Source organism: Rhodoferax sp. (assembly GCF_013297935.1).
In the GTDB taxonomy this organism is placed as follows: domain Bacteria; phylum Pseudomonadota; class Gammaproteobacteria; order Burkholderiales; family Burkholderiaceae_C; genus Allorhodoferax.
This window is the reverse complement of sequence record NZ_JAAFIX010000023.1, coordinates 1-18,342: the sequence shown is the minus strand read 5'-3', so window position 1 is coordinate 18,342 and position 18,342 is coordinate 1. Positions and strand designations below refer to the sequence as shown.

16 protein-coding genes and 1 pseudogene are annotated in these 18,342 nt (G+C 60.4%); 7 read left to right on the top strand and 10 right to left on the bottom strand.

Features of this window, described 5'->3' with window-relative positions; genetic code table 11:
* A pseudogene (locus QZW03_RS17130) lies at positions 1-173 on the top strand (cyanate hydratase); the annotation flags it as partial.
* Here the strand turns inward: QZW03_RS17130 and QZW03_RS17125 are convergent.
* Positions 174-1,274, bottom strand: a complete 1,101-nt coding sequence (locus QZW03_RS17125; RefSeq protein WP_296511270.1) for a 3-deoxy-7-phosphoheptulonate synthase — start codon at positions 1,272-1,274, stop codon at positions 174-176.
* A gap of 185 nt (positions 1,275-1,459) precedes the next feature.
* Here QZW03_RS17125 and QZW03_RS17120 point away from each other — a divergent pair, with 185 nt between their 5' ends.
* A complete protein-coding gene (locus QZW03_RS17120) occupies positions 1,460-1,870 on the top strand; it encodes a hypothetical protein (protein WP_296511269.1) in 411 nt (136 codons plus the stop codon).
* Between the two features lie 50 nt (positions 1,871-1,920).
* Here the strand turns inward: QZW03_RS17120 and QZW03_RS17115 are convergent, their stop codons facing one another.
* Positions 1,921-5,787: a DUF3427 domain-containing protein gene (locus QZW03_RS17115; RefSeq protein WP_296511268.1), complete on the bottom strand. Its 3,867-nt coding sequence runs from the start codon at positions 5,785-5,787 to the stop codon at positions 1,921-1,923.
* A 76-nt stretch (positions 5,788-5,863) separates the two neighbouring features.
* Here QZW03_RS17115 and QZW03_RS17110 point away from each other — a divergent pair, with 76 nt between their 5' ends.
* The 4 genes from QZW03_RS17110 to QZW03_RS17450 all read left to right on the top strand — a co-directional run bounded on the left by QZW03_RS17110 (position 5,864) and on the right by QZW03_RS17450 (position 8,095).
* Entirely contained in the window at positions 5,864-6,652 is a 789-nt protein-coding gene (locus QZW03_RS17110) for an HNH endonuclease (RefSeq protein ID WP_296511267.1), read from the top strand.
* Positions 6,653-6,848: 196 nt separating this feature from the next.
* The gene (locus QZW03_RS17105) at positions 6,849-7,544 is read left to right on the top strand and encodes a helix-turn-helix transcriptional regulator (RefSeq protein WP_296511266.1); all 696 of its coding nucleotides are present in this window, start codon (positions 6,849-6,851) and stop codon (positions 7,542-7,544) included.
* Positions 7,541-7,774 carry a hypothetical protein gene (locus tag QZW03_RS17455; RefSeq protein WP_366481852.1) on the top strand — a complete coding sequence of 78 codons (234 nt, stop codon included), beginning with the start codon at positions 7,541-7,543 and terminating at the stop codon, positions 7,772-7,774. The genes QZW03_RS17105 and QZW03_RS17455 overlap by 4 nt, the downstream gene beginning before the upstream one ends.
* A gap of 54 nt (positions 7,775-7,828) precedes the next feature.
* The gene (locus QZW03_RS17450; RefSeq protein WP_366481851.1) at positions 7,829-8,095 is read left to right on the top strand and encodes a hypothetical protein; all 267 of its coding nucleotides are present in this window, start codon (positions 7,829-7,831) and stop codon (positions 8,093-8,095) included.
* A gap of 21 nt (positions 8,096-8,116) precedes the next feature.
* Here QZW03_RS17450 and QZW03_RS17095 read toward each other — a convergent pair whose 3' ends face one another.
* Positions 8,117-8,620 (bottom strand): DNA-deoxyinosine glycosylase, encoded by a 504-nt coding sequence (locus QZW03_RS17095; RefSeq protein WP_296511265.1) that lies wholly within the window; start codon positions 8,618-8,620, stop codon positions 8,117-8,119.
* Between the two features lie 65 nt (positions 8,621-8,685).
* Between QZW03_RS17095 and QZW03_RS17090 the strand changes: the two genes are divergently transcribed.
* Entirely contained in the window at positions 8,686-9,690 is a 1,005-nt protein-coding gene (locus tag QZW03_RS17090; RefSeq protein ID WP_296511264.1) for a DUF1176 domain-containing protein, read from the top strand.
* Between the two features lie 24 nt (positions 9,691-9,714).
* On the opposite strand, the gene QZW03_RS17085 is transcribed toward QZW03_RS17090, so the two are convergent.
* The 7 genes from QZW03_RS17085 to QZW03_RS17055 form a co-directional block, all read right to left on the bottom strand.
* The gene (locus QZW03_RS17085) at positions 9,715-10,029 is read right to left on the bottom strand and encodes a rhodanese-like domain-containing protein (protein ID WP_296511263.1); all 315 of its coding nucleotides are present in this window, start codon (positions 10,027-10,029) and stop codon (positions 9,715-9,717) included.
* 1 nt (position 10,030) lies between these two features.
* Positions 10,031-11,251 (bottom strand): Fic family protein, encoded by a 1,221-nt coding sequence (locus tag QZW03_RS17080; protein WP_296511262.1) that lies wholly within the window; start codon positions 11,249-11,251, stop codon positions 10,031-10,033.
* 46 nt (positions 11,252-11,297) lie between these two features.
* Positions 11,298-13,472 carry an alpha-galactosidase gene (locus QZW03_RS17075; protein ID WP_296511261.1) on the bottom strand — a complete coding sequence of 725 codons (2,175 nt, stop codon included), beginning with the start codon at positions 13,470-13,472 and terminating at the stop codon, positions 11,298-11,300.
* 8 nt (positions 13,473-13,480) lie between these two features.
* Entirely contained in the window at positions 13,481-14,581 is a 1,101-nt protein-coding gene (gene ugpC, locus QZW03_RS17070) for a sn-glycerol-3-phosphate ABC transporter ATP-binding protein UgpC (RefSeq protein WP_296511260.1), read from the bottom strand.
* 26 nt (positions 14,582-14,607) lie between these two features.
* Positions 14,608-16,854 (bottom strand): glycoside hydrolase family 2 TIM barrel-domain containing protein, encoded by a 2,247-nt coding sequence (locus QZW03_RS17065; protein WP_296511259.1) that lies wholly within the window; start codon positions 16,852-16,854, stop codon positions 14,608-14,610.
* Between the two features lie 10 nt (positions 16,855-16,864).
* A complete protein-coding gene (locus tag QZW03_RS17060) occupies positions 16,865-17,683 on the bottom strand; it encodes a carbohydrate ABC transporter permease (protein WP_296511258.1) in 819 nt (272 codons plus the stop codon).
* 1 nt (position 17,684) lies between these two features.
* The coding region (locus QZW03_RS17055) for a sugar ABC transporter permease (RefSeq protein WP_296511257.1) at positions 17,685-18,342 on the bottom strand (658 nt) is incomplete at its 5' end.

Below are 18,342 nucleotides of genomic sequence, written 5' to 3'. Positions count from 1 at the left end.
AAATCGTCAACGTGTACGGCACCACCATCAAAGAACTCATCCACGAAGAGTTCGGCGACGGCATCATGAGCGCCATCGACTTCTCCATGGACATCGTGCGCCAGCCCGACCCCAAGGGCGACCGGGTCAACGTGGTGCTGTCGGGCAAGTTTTTGCCCTACAAAACCTACTGATCAGGCACTGGCCTTCTGGCGGCGCTCGCGCACGGCGGCGGCCAGTGTTTCGAGCACCGGCACGGTTTGCGCCCAGCTGATGCAAGCATCGGTCACGCTCACGCCGTGCTGCAGCGGCTTTCCATCCACGATGTCCTGGCGGCCCTCGTTCAGGTGGCTCTCAATCATCAGGCCGGTAATGCGTGCATCGCCCGCTGCAACCTGTGCAGCCACATCTTGCGCCACCACGATCTGGCGGGCGTGTTGCTTGCTGCTGTTGGCGTGGCTCACGTCCACCATCACCTGCTCGCGCAGGCCGGCGGCTTTGAGCAGCGCGCAGGCTGCGTCTATGTCGGCCGCAGAGTAGTTGGGCGCCTTGCCGCCGCGCAAAATGACATGGCAATCGTTGTTGCCGCGTGTCTCGAAAATGGCGGCCTGGCCCATCTTGGTCATGCCCATGAAAGCGTGCGCGCCCTGCGCGGCCTGAATCGCGTCGGTGGCTACTTTGATGCCGCCATCGGTGCCGTTCTTAAAGCCCACGGGGCAGCTCAGGCCGCTGGCCAACTGGCGGTGGCTCTGGCTCTCGGTGGTGCGCGCGCCAATGGCGCCCCAGCTCACCAGCTCGCTGATGAACTGCGGCGACAGCAAGTCCAAAAACTCAGTGGCCGCAGGCAAGCCCGTGTCCAACACGTCGAGCAAGAGCTTGCGCGCCATCTCGAGCCCTTGGTTGATGGCAAAGCTGCCGTCCAGGTGCGGGTCGTTGATGTAGCCTTTCCAGCCCACGGTGGTGCGCGGCTTCTCAAAGTACACGCGCATCACCACCAGCAGGTCGGCGCTCAGCGCATCGGCCTGCGCTTTCAGCAGGCGGGCGTATTCCATGGCCTGGCTGTGGTCGTGGATGGAGCAAGGCCCCACCACCACCACCAGCCGGTCGTCCTGCCCGTGCAAGATGCGCGAGATGGCCGCGCGGCTGCTCTCCACCAGCGCCTCGGCCGCGGCCGGCACGGGCAGCTTTTCTTCCAGCAGCGCGGGGGTGATGAGCGGGCGCACCGCGCCGATGCGCACATCGTCAATGCGCGTGGTGTCGTGGGTGGTCAGGGCGGCGATGGTGGAGTGGGTCATACTATGAATTTGATAGCTGCTTGCGCAAGCGATACGGGGGCTAGAGGGTGATTTGGCTTGTATTTTAGGTGCACGCCGCCCCCGCGAGTTTCACAGCTAGAAATGGAGCTGTCACCCCAGGCAAAGCCCTGGGTCACAAAGCGACCGAAGCTCCCTACGCTGCGCATCTTTCAAAGGAGAAGTTGATGACTACTTGTGCGCAGAAAGATGATGCCGTTCTTGAATATGGCCAAAGCCCCGCCAAGCCCGGCTTGTACTTGGGCCTTTTTCATGGACGCGATGACCCCAATGAGGAGATGCATGGCTGGGGCTTCAATGGGCCCGCCATAGGCCCGCTAGTTTGGTGCCATACCACCTACGCGAACGATGTGAAGCTCCAGTTTGAATCGGCGTGTGATGCCAAGCGATATTTTGGTGATGACTCGACCCATCAAGACTTTGGAATCAAGGGCGACATGCTGATCTACGCCGGTAAGTATTACGGCGACTGGACGGTGTATTACGTGGCCCCCGAGGAGTGCCTGCCACCCGTGGATACGTTCAGGACGAACAAGCGGGCGGGCTATCGGATAGCGCACAACCCGATGCCGAAGTAGTACCAGTAAATGAAGTACTGAAATCAATCAACGCATATTGCCAGTAGTGACTACCTGGATACGTCAGAGTCCAATCGAAACACCACGCTCATAGGTTGACTGCCTTGATGTGATTCATAGTGAACCCTGCCGTAGTAAACAAACGGCGCCCCTTTGCCTGCAGCGAGCTTTTGCTCTCGGATGAATAGGTGAATGTTCAAGCCTAGCGAAGCGTGGTTGATGATCTCTTGACCACGCTTGCTTGCAGGATCGGTAGCATTCTGGCTTTGCCAATGGAAGTGGTTTTCATCTGCCCAATGGTCCATGTACTTGTGCTCCTCGGCTTTGCCTTGCTTGTTAAGCGTGACTAGTAGGATGTGTGCCTTCTTCGGTGAAAGCACTACATGCCCAACATTCCAATTGCCTGGGTTAAAGGTCTCGCCAAAGAGTGGAGGAATGGCTTCGCGGAGGAAAGATTGACCTACAGAAAGGTCTAACGGATCGATGATGTCGCGTAACCTTGCAAGGGTTCGCATATCGTCGGTAGCTTGCAAATCCTTGTAGTCTGGATTGTTTGCTTTTAGAACATATTGACCTTCGCGGTCTTTTGCGACTACCCGTAACAGGTATTGGTTATCCCCGCTGTCATCCTGCCGTTCAATGGCCATCACGCTCCCAGTGATAGATCCAGCTCGACTGGGCGTGATCAACTCAAGCAGCAAGTAATCACCGTCTTGTACGGGATTTTTTCCTCCATTCATCGAGTTGCCAGATGCGCGAGCAATAAAAAATCGGCTCGGATCGAGAGCGCCGTATGACATTGGTATTGCCAGGTGTTCCTCTGAGTCAGCATTGCCCGTCTTGAAATGGCCACAAGCAATCTTGAGATTCGGAAAAAACGGCAGTTCTACTGTTTTGCGCTGCTTGATCGGGAAGGGGACCACATTGCTGATTGGCTCAACTGCAGATCTACGCACTTCGTAGCTCGCCAACTTGTAATCCACAAGCTCTTGTAGCAAGTTCGCGAGCTCACCGGCATAAGCGTTTTGCACTGGCCGTTTGAGTGCAAAACAATTGTCGCGTAGCTCAAAAGATGCAGTTGTTGCGTCCTTGACATTACCGCCAGTCCAAGCGGTGACAGGATGCTTTAGCCAATACTTTTGCCAGCTGGTGTCCTTGGGGGACGTGTTGTGCATCTTGTCATCTAAATCAGACAATAGTTGACGGCGGCGATCTAGCACCGTGCGTGAATGAAATGCGAGCGCATCTAACGGAACTGGCTGTGTGAGACCGCTTAACTCCAACCAAGCTTCAAGCAAAACAGCTTTGAAGCTCTTGGTCATAGCGGTAGTTTCAACTTCGCGTAAGAGCGATTGGAAATCCTGAGCAATAGCAGCTTCATCGGCGGACAAGTCCCCCATGTTGTGAACAAGCCCAAACCAATGGCCAGTTTGCCGCCGCATTTCCTGAAGGTTGCTGCCCGATCGGTAAAACTCGCTGAGTGTCGGACGGCGACCCAAAACGGCTCTGAGCGCTTCGTAATCCTTGCTCGTCCCCGCACTATCGAGAGACTTCAGGAAATCGATAATCGACAAGTCGTAGTTGAGGTAACAGCCACTGGGTAGTTCCAGTTCTTTCTTCTCAGCTTTACGACCAAATTCCGCCAAGGCCTTATAGGTTGAGCCGACGCCAAACAAAGCTTGCGGCTTACCCAAAAAGGCCTGATGGTTCCCGATGAAGTCGAGTATCACTAAATGCTGCTTGCCCTCATGACGACGTAGACCGCGCCCGAGTTGCTGCAAGAAGAGAATCTTTGACTCAGTGGGCCGAAGCATTAAGACGGTATCAATACTGGGCAAGTCCATGCCCTCATTGAATAAGTCAACCGAAAACACCACTTTCAAACTGCCGTCTTGTAGTTTCTCAAGCGCTTGCGCACGGCCTAATTCTGAGCCTGCATAGACTGCTGCGCATGAGATGCCCGCTCGGGTGAAGTGCTCGGCCATGTAATCGGCATGTCGTGTTGAGACACAGAAAGCAAGTGTCTTCTGCTGCGCCTTCGCTCGCCATTGCGTGAGCGCGTGGCGTGCTCGCGCTAAGGTTGCAAGCTTGTTTGATAGTTCTTCAGGGTCAAAGCGTCCATTGCGCCAGGGCACTTCCTTGTAGTCGACTGATTCATCGTGAATGCCGTAGTAATGAAAAGGTGCCAGCAGACCACTGGCAATCCCCGCAAACAAGCCGCAACCGTAGACAAGGTTGTCATCGCACAAAGACAAAATGTCAGACTGGTCTGTTCGGTCGGGGGTTGCTGTAAGGCCGAGCAGAAAAGATGGCGCAAAGTGCGTCAACAGCCTTCGATAAGTGGTCGCTGCCGCGTGGTGGAATTCGTCCACAACAATGTAGTCAAAGTGCTGAGGCGCAAACCGCTCTAGATGTGACGCCTTGCCTAGCGTTTGTACCGACGCGCAGAGCACATCCACATCGCCATCGCGACTGCGGCCTGTGAAATACCCGACTCGTTTGCCCGGCAAGATACGGATAAACGTTGCTGCCGCTTGACTCAATATTTCTTCTCGATGTGCCACAAAGAGTATTCGCCTAGCGCCCATGCGAACTGCATCAAAAGCAGCTAACCAAGTCTTTCCAAGACCTGTTGCTAAGACCACTAGTCCTCGTCGATAGCCTTTTTCCCGCGTCTCGGTAAGAGCCTCTAAGGCTTCTAGTTGTATGTCGTGGGGTTGGGGTGGCGCTTCTTGCTCATGACTGCCTGGCGCTATTGAGCGAGAGGGTGGGAGCCGTCTCTGTTCATAGGCTTCAATCCAGCTGTCATTCAATGCAATTGTTTGCGGATGTACAAAAAGATCTTCAAAGTGTTTGCGCGCTTCAAGGTATCCCGCGTCTTGCGGGTACATGACTCTGTAATTCCACTCCAGGCCATCCTGCAAAGCTTGCCTACTGATATTGCTTGATCCGATGAATGCAGTGCCAGAGACAAGTCGCTCGTTTTCAATGCGCGCAAACAAATAGGCCTTTAGATGAAAGCTTCCTTGGTTCTGAGTGGTGTAAACGCGAACTTCAGCCCCGCTTTCATGAAGCAGCAAAAGTAGGCGCAAAGCCTCTGGATCGGTGATGTCTAAATAATCACTTGTCAGAACGCGCACACGATTGATACCCCCAGCCTCTGCCATGGCCTGCAGATCGGACCACAACAAACGCAGCCCCGTTGTCTTGATAAACGCAACAGCTAAGTCAGCCTGATTAGACTGTGCAAATTCAGCCGATAGGTGTGGCAAAAAATGATCGTCGCCACCTGTAACAAGTCGCTTTTTGGGTTCAGGTTCTCGGAACGCCAAAGCATTGGTCCAGCGTTCGTTTCGATCAGGTCTTTGGTCTTGCGAGTGCCAAACTTCAATGTTCTCTATCTCAGGCATTGCAGCGAACCACGCACGGACTGTATCTTCGTCTGCATCGGTAAATCTTCGGCCCTCATGCAAGCGCTCGCCTTTCCCGTGTTTGAAGCTCACGTAAATACGACCGCCTGTCCTAAGAGCCCGCCAGAGTTTCGAGAGCACGGTTGAAATTTCCGCACATGGCACATGTAAAAGGCTGGCGCAGCACCAAATAGCATCGTATTGAGCGATTTCGTCTACGTCATCAAACTGCATTACATCCACTGTGAACCCGCAGTGTTCACTGGCTCGCCTGGCCAACTCTTCAGATGCATCAAATGCCTTCACGTTAAAGCCACGATCGGTGAATGCACGGGCATCACGTCCAGAGCCACAACCAGCATCCAAAATGTGCGCGCCTATCGCGAGGCCATCCAAGAAGCGCGCGTAGATCGGAGTCATGTCCACCTCTAGCGTCGAGCGAAAGAACTGCTCTGCATTTTTGTTGTAGTAGCCAACAGTGGACGATGGATCAGTCTTTTCGGTCATAGATTGGCATATTTGGGGCGTGTGCGATTCTCACCATTATTTCGCCTGGCATACTGTTTTTAAGGAGGAGAGTGGTATGCCCAAAGAGACAAAGCCACGCAACGACTGGACCCGCGAGCAGGTGTTAGCCGGGCTGCATGTTTATCTGCAGTTGAACTATGGGCAGCTCCATGCCCGTCACCCCAAAATCAAGGAGTTGGCGGGGTGGATTGGCCGCACCGCGAACTCGGTGGCGCTCAAGCTGTGCAATCTGGCCAGCCTCGATCCTGCCGTATTGGCCAGTGGGCGCAAAGGAATGGACGGCGCATCCAAGGTCGATAAAGCAGTTTGGCAAGAGCTCTTGGCGAACTGGGACGCTACGGTTCTCGAAGCCGCTTCGATCTATGGAAAGTTGGCAGCGGGTCATGGCTTGGAGCTGGTCGACGAGTTGGACCTAGAGTTACCGCCTACGGAATTGGGCCGCACCCGCACGGCCACAGTGCAAGTGCGTGTCAATCAAGCCCGTTTTCGCAAGTCTGTACTGGTGGGTTACAACAGCACTTGCTGCATCAGCGGTTTACAGAACGAGCGCTTGCTTATCGCAAGCCACATCGTCCCGCGGAGTGAAGACACTCACAACCGGCTCAATCCACAAAACGGCCTTTGTCTTTCCGCGCTGCATGACCGGGCGTATGACCAAGGACTGATAACCGTACTCCCTGACTACACCGTGTCTGTGAGCTCCAAGCTCAAAACGAAGACTGCCGATGCGTTTATGCAAGACGCACTTTTGCGGTTCGACAAGGCGCCGATTTGTATGCCGTCACGGTTTGCGCCCTCGCCAGAATTCCTGACTTGGCATGCAAGTCATTTTGGCTTCATCTGATTCAACTTTGCTCTGCTTTTTATAGCTTCTCGCGCACTATCCACGTGGGCTAGAGCCTGAATTGACTCATTAATCTCGACAACTACCCACCCAGCCAGTCTTCTCCCATTGAAGCGAATAGACGGCTGCTTGCTAACGCGCTAATTTGTCCATCAAAATAGACAAAAGTAATATATTTGACTACTATGACCAACAAATGAGCGCACCACTACCCAACAATCCCCCCGGCCTCTCCGTGCTGGACATGCAGTTGTTGCACCAGTTGGGCGACCGGATCAAGCGCACGCGCAAGGCGCGGGGCTTGGGCACGGTGGCGGTGGCGCAGCAGGCGGGCATGTCGCGCACCACCCTGTATGCGGTGGAGTCCGGCGACCCCAATGCGTCCATGGGTTCGTATTTGCGGGTGATGGCCTGCCTGGGCCTGAGTGGGGAGCTGGCGATGGTGGCCAGTGACGTGATGCAACCCGCACAAGCAGGCACCGCCGCCGGGCGCTCGCACCGGCCAAGGCCGACCGTGCAAGTGACCGTGTCCACCGACAGAAGCCGCCATCAGGTGCAGGATTTGCAGAGCCTGGCGCTGCACGCTGCCGCCGTGCGGTTGGTCAAGGAAGACGGGGCCTTGCGCGACAAAGCCAGTCAGGTGGTGCAGAAGTGGTTGCACGATGACCCTACCAGCCGGTCCGCACCGCTGTGGCAAGAGTGGCAGGCGATTCTGAAGACAGGGGCTTTTCGCAAGGCGGCAGGCCGCTCCGTTCGCGCACAGCAGTTGCGCCAAGCGTCGCCACTGGCAACGATTCTGCCCGCCGAGATGCGCCTGAGCATCTTGAATGAAGTGTCGCAACTCAAAGCGGGTGTGGTTTTGGGCGCTCCGGCGATGGCGGTGGAATCATGAAGCGCGTTGACCTTGAACACCTGATTCGGGCCTGCAGCGAAATCACTCAGGAATACGAGCTGGTGGTGATCGGGAGCCAAGCCATTCTGGGTTCTGACCCCAACCCGCCCGCCGAGCTGACAGTGTCGGCAGAGGCAGACATTTACCCGCTCAACAATCCGGCGCTGTCTGACATGATTGATGGCGCCATTGGCGAGGGGTCGGTTTTTCACGAAACCAATGGCTACTAAGCCCAAGGCGTCGACATCCATACCGCCAAACTCCCGCATGACTGGCGCGACCGGGTGGTGAGGGTGCCCGAGGCCTCGTTTGCTGCGGGCGTGGGGTACTGCATCGGCGTGCTCGACCTGTTCTTGTCCAAGGCGGTCGCCGGGCGCGCAAAAGACATGGAGTTTTGTACGGCGCTGCTGGTGCACGGGTACTTGCGCCCTGCGGATGCGCTGGCGTTGGTCAAAAACATGCCGGCTGATGTGAACCAACGGACCTTGAGCGCCCGCATCCGCCGGTGGGTTGCCATTGCTCGCGAGGCGGGTCATCTCATTCCTGAGTAATCACCGCGTCCGCAGGTGCTCTCAAACCAACCCACACCCCTCCATCACCCCCCGCCAAGCCGCCAGCTTGCGCTCAAAGCTCCAGCTGGCATTCGCCGGGCTGGTGCTGGGGAGCTGGTAGACGGGCACGCCCAGGGTGTGGGTGTGGCGGGCGTGTTTGAAGCTCTCGCCGCCGTTGTGGGCAATGGCCGCTAGCTGCGGCAGGTGCAGGGCGGCGATGTCGTTGGGCACGGCGTTGCGGATGGCGGTGTCCAGGCTGCCCTGGCGCTCGCAGCTGGCGTACACATCCCACACGCCCAAGCCGCGCTCCAGCAGCCAGTCGCTACGATTTTCATAGCTGCTTGCGCATATTCCGTCTGGGCTGGAGGGCCAAATGGCTTGCAAAATCTTCCAGAATTGGTTTTGCGGGTGGCCGTAATACTCTTGCGCCTGCAGCGAGCGCACCCCGGGAAAGCTGCCCAAAATCAGCACCCGGGTGGCAGGTGACACCAGGGGCGGTAGGCCGGTGAGTGTGGTGCTTGGCATGGTGGGTTCTGCGGTGGGTGGCTGCGCTATTCTCGTCCCTTCACCTTGCTACGCGCCTGCCCCCCATGCACCCCCTGAAACCCACCGCTTTTTTGTCTGCGCTGGCCCTCTGCGGCTGGGCCCAAGCCCAGGTGTTCACCTACAAAGACTGGGCGGTAGCATGCGACAACACCCGCCACTGCGAAGCCGTTGCCTACCAAAGCGAGGATTCGGCGTCTGAGCCCGTGGTGCTCTGGCTCGCCCGCGACGCGGGGCCCGACGCTCCCGTGCGGGTGCAGGTGGACGTAGAGCAGAGCGAAGACCCGCGCCAGCTCACCCTGCGCCTGGGCGCCACCACACTCAAAGGCCTGGTCCGTGGTGAAGACCTGAGCCCGGCCCAGACCCGGCAGTTGCTGGCCCACCTGCTGACCGGCGCATCGCTGACCCTGGCAGACGGCAGCAAGCGGTGGGAGCTGTCCTTGGCGGGCAGCAACGCCGCGCTGCTCAAGATGGACGATGTGCAGGGCCGTGTGGGCACTCCCGGCGCACTGGTTCGCAAAGGCAAGAAGCCCGAGGCCAGCGTGCTGCCACCGCTCCCGGCCCTCAAGGTTCGCGCAGCGGAGCTGCCGGGCAACGGCGCAGCCGACCAGGCCTTGCTCAAACCCATTTTGAAATCCATTGCCCCGCGCGACTGCTGGGATGAATTGCCAGACACTGAAGAACCCGAAACGTCCATCACCCGCGTGTCCAAAACCCAGGTGCTGGTCATGCGGGAATGCGGGCGCGGCGCCTACCAAGGCGGCAGCGGCCTGTGGCTGGCCAACACCAAACCGCCTTTTGCCGCCAAGCGGCTGACGCTCCCCATGCCCGACGGAGAGCAGACCGAAGATGTGATGAATGCCAGCTTGGAAGACGCCCGCCTGAGCTCCTATGCCAAGGGGCGCGGTGTCAACGACTGCGGCACCAGCTACGACTGGGTGTGGACCGGCAAGGGCTTTGCGCTCACGGGCGCCACCAGCGCGCCCCTGTGCCGCGGCTTGGCGGGCGGCGGCTACAGCCTGCGCACCTACACCGCAGAGCTGGCGCCCTGAGCCGGGCGCTGAAAAAGCGCCCGCTTACTTTTTGGCGAGCGTTTTGCGGGCCTGCTCGATGCCGCCCACGTTCTCAGCCTTGCTAAAGCCCAGGCCCTTGAGCGTGTCCAGCGCCATGCCGCTGCGCCGGCCGCTTTGGCAATACAGCTGCACCTTGTCGTCTTTGCCGATGCCGGTTTTGGCAATTTCTTGCGCGATGGCGGTGTGCTCGATGTTGATAGCCCCCTCAATGTGCCCCGCCGCAAACTCCTGCGGGCTGCGCACATCAATGATGACGTCTTTGGCCTGCGCACTGAGGGCGACCAGGGCGAGGGTGATGCTGGCGATGAGTGTTTTCATATCAAGACGGACTTCCTTCTGCTTCCGGCCACAGGCCGGGAAAATAAAACCGCAAAGCGTGTTGCGGTACCCCGAAGCGGAGCTTGCCATAGGCGCTGTCGGTGGAGAGTAAACCCCGTTTCAGCAATGCGCTCACCTGTGCGGTCGCCAGGCGGTCGCCCAGGCCCAGCATGGCCTTGAAATCTGCCCGCTCCAAGGCGCCTTGCGTGGCAAACAGGTAGTGCAGTGCGGCCAGTGCTTCTGTGCGTACACCGCTGCGCACCACGTTGTGCTCGAAACTTAAACACGCGGCAATCCGGTCGCGCATGGTGCTCAGGTTCAGCAGGCCAGACATGAACCGCACTTGGTCGAGCGACTGCGTGAGCACGTAGTCCAACCAATAGCACAGCGCTTTTTCAGACAAGTTGCCCCTGCCGTCCAGGTCGCCGGCGCGGGCTTGGTCTGCGGCGTCCAGCAGAGCGTAGTAGTCAGGGGTGCTGCGGGCAAAGGCGCGCAAAGGAGACCACAAGCCGTTTGTCAGGCCCATGTGGCCCATCGCCAAGTGGGTGTGCAGACGGGCTACGCGTCCGTTGCCATCGGCAAACGGGTGAATCCAAGCCAGCCGGTGGTGGGATGCGGCAATGGCCAGCACCTGCATTTCACCCCGCCGGACGTGGGCGTAGTAGCTGCCCCAGCGGCCCAAAAATTCCGGGACTGCGGCTGCAAGCGGCGCCGCATGGCGGCCAACGCTCACCTCTTGGGTGCGCAGGGCGCCAGGCTCCAAGGCTTGGCCGTCTGGCAACAGGCGGTCTGCCGCGTCCAGCCTTGCAAACAGGTCTTGGTGAATGTTTTGAACCATGGCCACACACCAGACGTCTTGCGCAGTCCATTGGGGCCACCGTTGCTCCAGGGCTTGTTCGCTGGCCATGTGGCTCAGGGCTAGGCGCTGTTTGCGGGCGCGGTCTGCGTCGGGGGCGTATTCGTTGCGCAGGGCCTGTTCGATCTCCACCGGCAGGGTGTGTTGCCCCTCAATGCGGTTGGTGTAGTAAGAGTTCATGGCGCGCAGCAGTCCGCGCAAGCCTTCCAGGGCACCGGTTTGGCATTTGCCCGCGAGTTGGTCAGACGCGCGGATCAGGTCGTTGGCTTTTTCCAGCAAAGGTCCCAGCCGGTGCTCTGCAGGCAGCAGCGGCTCCATCTGGGCCGGATGGTCATATTGCGCGAATTTTTGCGACTTGTCGGACATACCTAAGTGTATGTCTCAAAACAAGTTTTCGCTACTCCTGCGACTTTTACTGCGGGATAAACCGCAGCCGGTAAATCAGCGCGCTCTCGGCATTCATGCGCGGCAGCGGCAGGCCCACTGCGGCCAGCCACGCGCCGTGGGCGGTGGGCGGCAGAGCGGCTTGGGCACCGGCGGCCAGGGCTGCGTCGTTGAGCGGGCTGCTGGTCCACTCGGGTGGGGTGGGGTCCAGCCGCTCGATGGTGTAGTGCGCCGCCGGGCGCAGCATGGGCAGGCGCAGGGGCGGCGTGTTGCGGTGGGTGGTGGGTGCTGTGCGGTACACCAGCAGCAGCACCTCGCTGGCACCGGCGTCGCCATGGGCTTGCCAGACCACGCCGTCACCGGCCTCGCCCAGCCACACCTGGCCGGTGTGCAGGCGGTTGCGCAACTGCTTGTACATGCCCACCCAGCGGCCCAGGGCCATGCGGTCCTCATCGCTCATGTGGCGCACGTCGGCCTCAATGCCCAGGTGCCCGCTCAAGGCCACACCGGCCCGGAAGTTCAGGCTCTGGCTGCGGCCGGTGGTGTGCGCGGGCGCGGGGCCGATGTGGGCGCCCAGAATCTCGGGCGGCAAAAACTGCAGCGCGCCACGCTGGATGCCCACGCGCGAGAGTGCGTCGTTGCAGTCGCTGGTCCAGACACGGTGGGTGTGGGCGAGTGCACCCATGTCCAGCCGTGCGCCGCCGGAGGCGCAGCTCTCAATCTCCAGCTGCGGGTGGGCGGCGCGCACCCGGTCCACCAGCGCATACAGCGCGTGCACGAAACCTCTGTAGGCGGGGCGGCCCAGCGCGTCGCCGGCGGTGGTGAGGTCGCGGTTCATGTCCCACTTGAGGTAGGCAATGGGCACGTTGCTCAGCAGCGCGTGCAGCTTGGTAAATAGGTAGTCGGCTACCTCGGGGCGGGCCACGTCCAGCACCAGCTGGTTGCGCATGGTGAGCAGGGGGCGGCCTTCGAGCTGCAGCGCCCAGTCGGGGTGGGTGCGAAAGAGCTGGCTGTCGGGGTTGACCATCTCGGGCTCGACCCACAGGCCGAACTCCATGCCCAGCTGGTTCACATGGCGGGCCAGGGGTTGCAGGCCGTCGGGGTATTTGGCGGGGTCGGGCCACCAGTCGCCGAGGGCGGCTTGATCGCTGTGGCGGCCCTGGAACCAGCCGTCGTCCAGCACAAAGCGCTCTACGCCCACGCTGGCGGCGGCTTCGGCCAGCGCGCGGATGTCGTCGGTGCGGTGGTCAAAGTACACCGCTTCCCAGGTGTTGAGGTGCACCGGGCGCGGGCGCATGCGGCCACCGGGCCAGGGCAGGCGGCTGCGTACGGCCGCGTGAAAGTTGGTGCCCAGCCCGTTGAGCCCCTGCACCGAGCAGCTGGCAAACAGGGTGGGAGTTTGCAGGCGCTCGCCTGACCCCAGGCGCACTTCGCCGGGGGCCAGCCATTCGCCCATGTGCCATTGGTATTGCCCGTCGTGCAGCCACTCGATGGCTTGGCGGTGGTTGCCCGACCAGGCCAGGTGCGCGCCATACACCGTGCCCACGTGTTCGGTGCTGCCGGGCGTGGTGACCACCGCACCGGGAAAACTGTCGTGCGAGGTGCGGCCGCGCCGGTTCTCGCGCTGCCAGGTGCTGCGCGCGAGGGCGTCCACTTGCAACTGAAATTCGTTGGCCCACTGGCCGGTGTAGTGGCGCACGGCCTGGACGTTGCCCGGCAGCGGCAGGGTGCCGGCAGCCAGCCACTGCACGTCGAGCCCATCGGGCCCGTCGTTCACCAGGGTGGTGCTGAGCTGCAGCACGTCGTGCGCGTCCAGCGCCATGTGCAGGGTGAGGCGCAGTTGCGCCACGCTGTCGGTCAGAACGATGGCGATGCGCTTGCCGGTGAGCAGGGTTTCCACCTCGCAGTGGGTGAACTGTTGCGCAAACTGCTGGCCGCCGCGGTGCGCCAGTAAAGCGCTTTGCATGTACCAGCCCACGCCAAACGTGGGGGCCACGGTCAGCGGCTGGTCGAACTCCATGCTGCTGGGTGGGATGGCCCGGCCATCGCGCAGCGGAGCCAAGGGCACACAGTTGTCCGGCAGGCGCGGGCCCCAGTAGCGCCACAGCGGCGCCTCACCCGGGCGCACCTCTAGCACCACGCTGGTGTGGGTTCCGTGCAGGGTGGTGAAGGTGGCCGAGGCCTCGGGTGCGTGGGTGGGCATGGGGCAGATTATTGGCAGTAAATGCGCTTGCCGTCCTTGCCGAACAGCAGGGCCTTGCTGGCGTCGAAGCGGGCTTCAAGCGCCTGGCCGGAGCGCAGGCTGCGGCCGTGTTTGGTTTCAATCACCACCATCACGCCGCCGCTGGAGCGGGCGTAGGTGAAGGTCTCGCCGCCCAGATGTTCGAGCATGTCGATGGTGACGGGCAAGACCGCGTCGCCGCCGTCTTGAAAGTGTTCGGGGCGCACGCCCACCGAGACTTCGGAACCCACGGCCGGCACCGTGCCGGCAAAAGGCAGGTTCACGATCGTGTTGTCAAAACCCTTGAGGGTGACTTCGCAGTGGTTAGTGCCATTGAAGCGCGGCTGGCCGGTCACGGTGCCCTCAAAGAAGTTCATGCGCGGCGAGCCGATGAAACCGGCCACAAAGGTGTTGGCCGGGTTGTCATACAGCTCCAGCGGTGCGCCCACTTGCTCCACCACACCGGCGCGCAGCACCACGATTTTGTCGGCCAGGGTCATGGCCTCCACCTGGTCGTGCGTCACATAAATGATGGTGCTGCCCAGCTCGCGGTGCAGGCGCGCAATCTCGATGCGCATGTGCACGCGCAGCTCGGCGTCGAGGTTGGAGAGCGGTTCGTCAAACAAAAACACCTGCGGGTCGCGCACGATGGCCCGGCCAATGGCCACACGCTGGCGTTGCCCGCCCGACAGGGCCTTGGGCTTGCGGTCCATCAGCGGCTCCAGGCCCAGAATCTTGGCAGCGGAGTCCACTTTGCTCTTGACCACGTCTTTGGCCACACCGGCGTGCTTGAGGGCAAAGCCCATGTTTTCGCGCACGGTCATGTGGGGGTAGAGCGCGTAGCTCTGGAACACCATGGCAATGCCGCGCTTGGACGGGTCCACATGGTTCATGACTTGGTCGCCAATGCGCAGCTCGCCGCTGGTGATGTCTTCCAGGCCGGAGATAGCGCGCAACAGCGTGGACTTGCCGCAGCCGGAGGGCCCCACAAACACCACGAACTCGCCGTGTTTGATGTCGAGGTCCACGCCCCGGATGATGTCGATCTCGCCGAATGATTTGCGGACCTGGGTGAGTTTGACGTCTGCCATGTTTTGTTCCTCGGAGACTCTTTGGTTTACGCAGCGTGCAGCGTCACGCGCTGCTCGCCCATGCGACGGGTGGAGACGCGCAGGCTGATGTCGCCCACTGCGCCGGTGGTTTCCAGCCAGAAGCCGGTGGTGCCGCCCTTGAGCGTGAGCACATCGGGACCCAGCAGTTTGGCGGCGCCGGTCACTTCCACATGCACCACGTCGTCCATAAACGGCAGCAGGCGGCCGGCCTGGTCCAGCGCGCGCACGATGACGCGGGTGGCGTCTTTCTCATGGGCGTGCAACTGCGTGTCATCCACCTGCACTTGCAGGGTGGTGGGCAGCGGGTTGCCCGAGAGCTTGACGGTAGAGACCGCCTTGCCATTGATGTAGCCTGTCACCGTGGCATCGCGCCACAGCATGCCCCAGGCGCCCAGGTCGTTCATGTTGACGTGGCGGCTGTCAAACACCACCGGTGCGTGTGGCAGGTGGGGGTACAGCGCGCGGTCGGGCTCGGCGCGTTTGGGCGCAAAGTCGCCCACTTGCAGTTCCACGTAGTCGCAGTTGGTGAGCACGATGAGCGGCAACACCTCACAGCGGTCTTTTTCGCCACGTGCCCAGTAAGTCACGGGCTGCAGCACCACTTGCTCGGCCGGGCTGCACTGGCTGGTGTAGCCCCAGGCGGCGAACTTGGGTTCGCGGAAGATGTCCATCACGCCGTGGTGGCAGATGCGGTCGCCCGCGCCGAAGTCTTTGTGGGTGTTGTAGTCAAACATGCACCAGCCGATGGCGCCGCTGATGACGGGGTTCTCATAGGCTTTGTTCAGCACATCCAGATGCCGGCGCACATGCTCGGCCTGGCGGTCTTCGGGGTCGATGCGCTTGGTGGGGTACATGTGGCCGTTGAACTCGGTCACCAGGTACGGCACCTCGTGGTCCAGACCCGTCACTTGGCGGGGCTGGCGCAGCGGGGTGGGGGCCACGCCCTTCATCCACTCCGGGGGGGCCACGTGGCAGAAGTCGTTCACGGTGTACACGTCTTCCAGCAGCTCGCTGTTTTCGATGTAGCGCACGCCGCCCGTCTGGCGGGTGGTGTCCAGGCTGCGGGCCATGGCATTGGTGCGGGTGTAGAAGTCGTGGTTGTCTTGCGACTCGTTGATGCGCACACCCCAGATGATGATGGAGGGGTGGTTCCAGTCGCGCTCGACCATGCGGCGCACGTTTTCCACCGACTCGTCTTGCCAGGCTTGGCCGCCGATGTGTTGCCAGCCCGGGATTTCTTCAAACACCAAGAGGCCGATCTCGTCACACCGGTCCAGAAAGTAGGTGGACTGCGGATAGTGCGAGGTGCGCACCAGGTTGCACTTGAGCACGTCTTTCATGACGTCGGCATCTTTGGCCTGGGCGCGCTGGCCCATGGCGTAGCCCACGTAGGGGTAGCTCTGGTGGCGATTGAGGCCGCAGATTTTGAGCGGCTTGCCGTTGAGGAAAAAGCCTTCGGTCGTAAAGCGCGCGGTGCGGAAGCCGAAGCGCGTGCTGTGTTGGTCGCTGCCGGCGCTGGTGCTCAGCGTAACGCGGGCCACATACAGCACCGGGCTGTCCAGCTCCCACAGCGAGAGGCCTGCCAGTGACTCGAACGAAGCGCTGAATTCCGTGCCAGCCACGTCTACGGTTTGCTGGTGCAGCACGGCGCCATCCACACTGCACAGCTCCACCAGCGCGGTGCCGGTAAAGGTCGCTTGCGTGGGGTTGGCCAGAAAGCCTTTGACGGTGACGCCTTTGGCGTCGCTCAGTTCGTTGGAGGTTTCGACCTTGAGGTTGGCAATGGACACCGCGTCGGTGACTTGCAGCCACACATCGCGGTAGATGCCGGCGTAGGTCAGGTAGTCGATCTGGCCGCCGAAGGGAGGAATCTCGGGGTTCTCGCTGCCGTCCACCTTGACGGTAATGAGGTTGTTGCCCTCTTTCAGCAAGCCGGTGAGGCGGGCGTTGAACGGGGTGTAGCCGTCTTTGTGGGTAGCCACTTGCTGGCCATTGACCCAGACCACGCTGTTGGCCATGGCGCCGTCAAAGCGCAGGGCCACTTCGCGGCCTGCCATGTCGGGCGTCCACGCCAGGGTGTACTGGTAGGCGAATTCTTTTTGGAAAGCGCGCTCGTCGAAGTAGGTCATGTCCAGGTCGACAGCGTTGTGCGGCAGGCGCACGGCCTCGCCGGCAGCGGCTACAGCGACCAGTTCAGGGGAAAAAGAGGTGTGAAAGGTCCAGCCCGCGACGAGCTTGGTAACGGTACGCATAGAAGAAGCCTTATTTGACGGAGCCCAGCATGCCCTGTACGAACTGCCGTTGCATTGCGAAGAAGACGACCAGGGTGGGCAAGGTGGCCAGCATGGCCGCCAGCATGATCACGCCGAAGTCAGGGAAATAGGCCGAGCCCAGCGAGGACAACACCAGGGTGATGGTTTTGAGCTCGGGGGACTGCAGCACGATGAGGGGCCACAAGAAGTTGTTCCACGCAGCCATGAACACGATGATGAAAGCCGCCGCATAGGTGGAGCGCATCACCGGCACATACACAAACAGGAAGATCTGCCATTCCTTCAAGCCGTCCAGGCGCGCGGCTTCGCGCAGCTCGGGCGGGAAGGCCTTGGTGCTCTGACGGAAGTAAAACACGATGTAAGCAGACGACACGGCCGGAAGGATGACCGCGAGGTGCGTGTCCAGCAGGTCGAACTGCGCCATCAAGATAAACAGCGGAATCATCAGCGCCGCAAACGGCACCATCAGCGTGAGCAGCAGGCCGTTGTACAGGCGCTCACGGGCCTTGGAGCTGAAGACCTCAAAGCCGTAGCCCGCCATGGAGGAAACCAGCAGGGTGAAGAAGCCGCCGATGACCGCGATTTTTCCGGAGTTCCAGAAGACTTGGGCCACATCAAAGGTCTTGGTGAGTTTTTCCAGGTTCTCCAAAAAGGCGCTGCCTAAGGAGAACTTGCCCTTGGTAACGTCCACCGACGCATTGGTGGAGCTGATCACCATCCAGGCAAATGGGAAGATGGAAATAAAGGCCATCACCCCCAGAAAGAGGTAGACGCCGGCGATGCGGAATTTTTCTGCCCAGTTGGTCATGTCAGTTGCGCTCCCGGGCGGCATAAAACTGGATAGCGGCCAGCGCGGCGACCAGCAACACGATGACGTAAGACACCGTGGCGGCGTAGCCGAAGTTGGGCACGAACTTGAACGACAGGTTGTAGATGTACATGGACAGCGTGAGCGTGTTGTCAGAGAACACGGTGCCCACGGTGGTGATGTTCATGGGTTCATCAAACAACTGCAGGGTGCCGATGGTGGAGGTCACCGTGGTGAACAAAATCACCGGCTTGAGATTGGGAATAGTGATGGACACAAAGCGGCGGTAGGCCGAGATGCCATCAATACGGGCGGCCTCGTAGATCGACTTGTCGATGTTCTGCATGGCCGCGAGATAGAAGATCATGTTGTAGCCGGTCCAGCGCCAAGTGATGGCGATGATGATGACCACCTTGGACCAGAACGGGTCGTTGAGCCACGGAATGGGCTCCGCAATCAGGCCCAGCCACGCCAGCGCGTGGTTGACCAGGCCGTCATACGAAAACATGCTCTTGAACACCACCGAATACGCTACCAGCGAGGTCACGCAAGGCAGGAACACTGCCGTGCGCAACAGCCCGCGAAAGCGCAGGTTCGGCATGTTGAGGCAGCTGGCCATGACCAGCGCCAGCAACAGCATGATGGGCACCTGAATCACC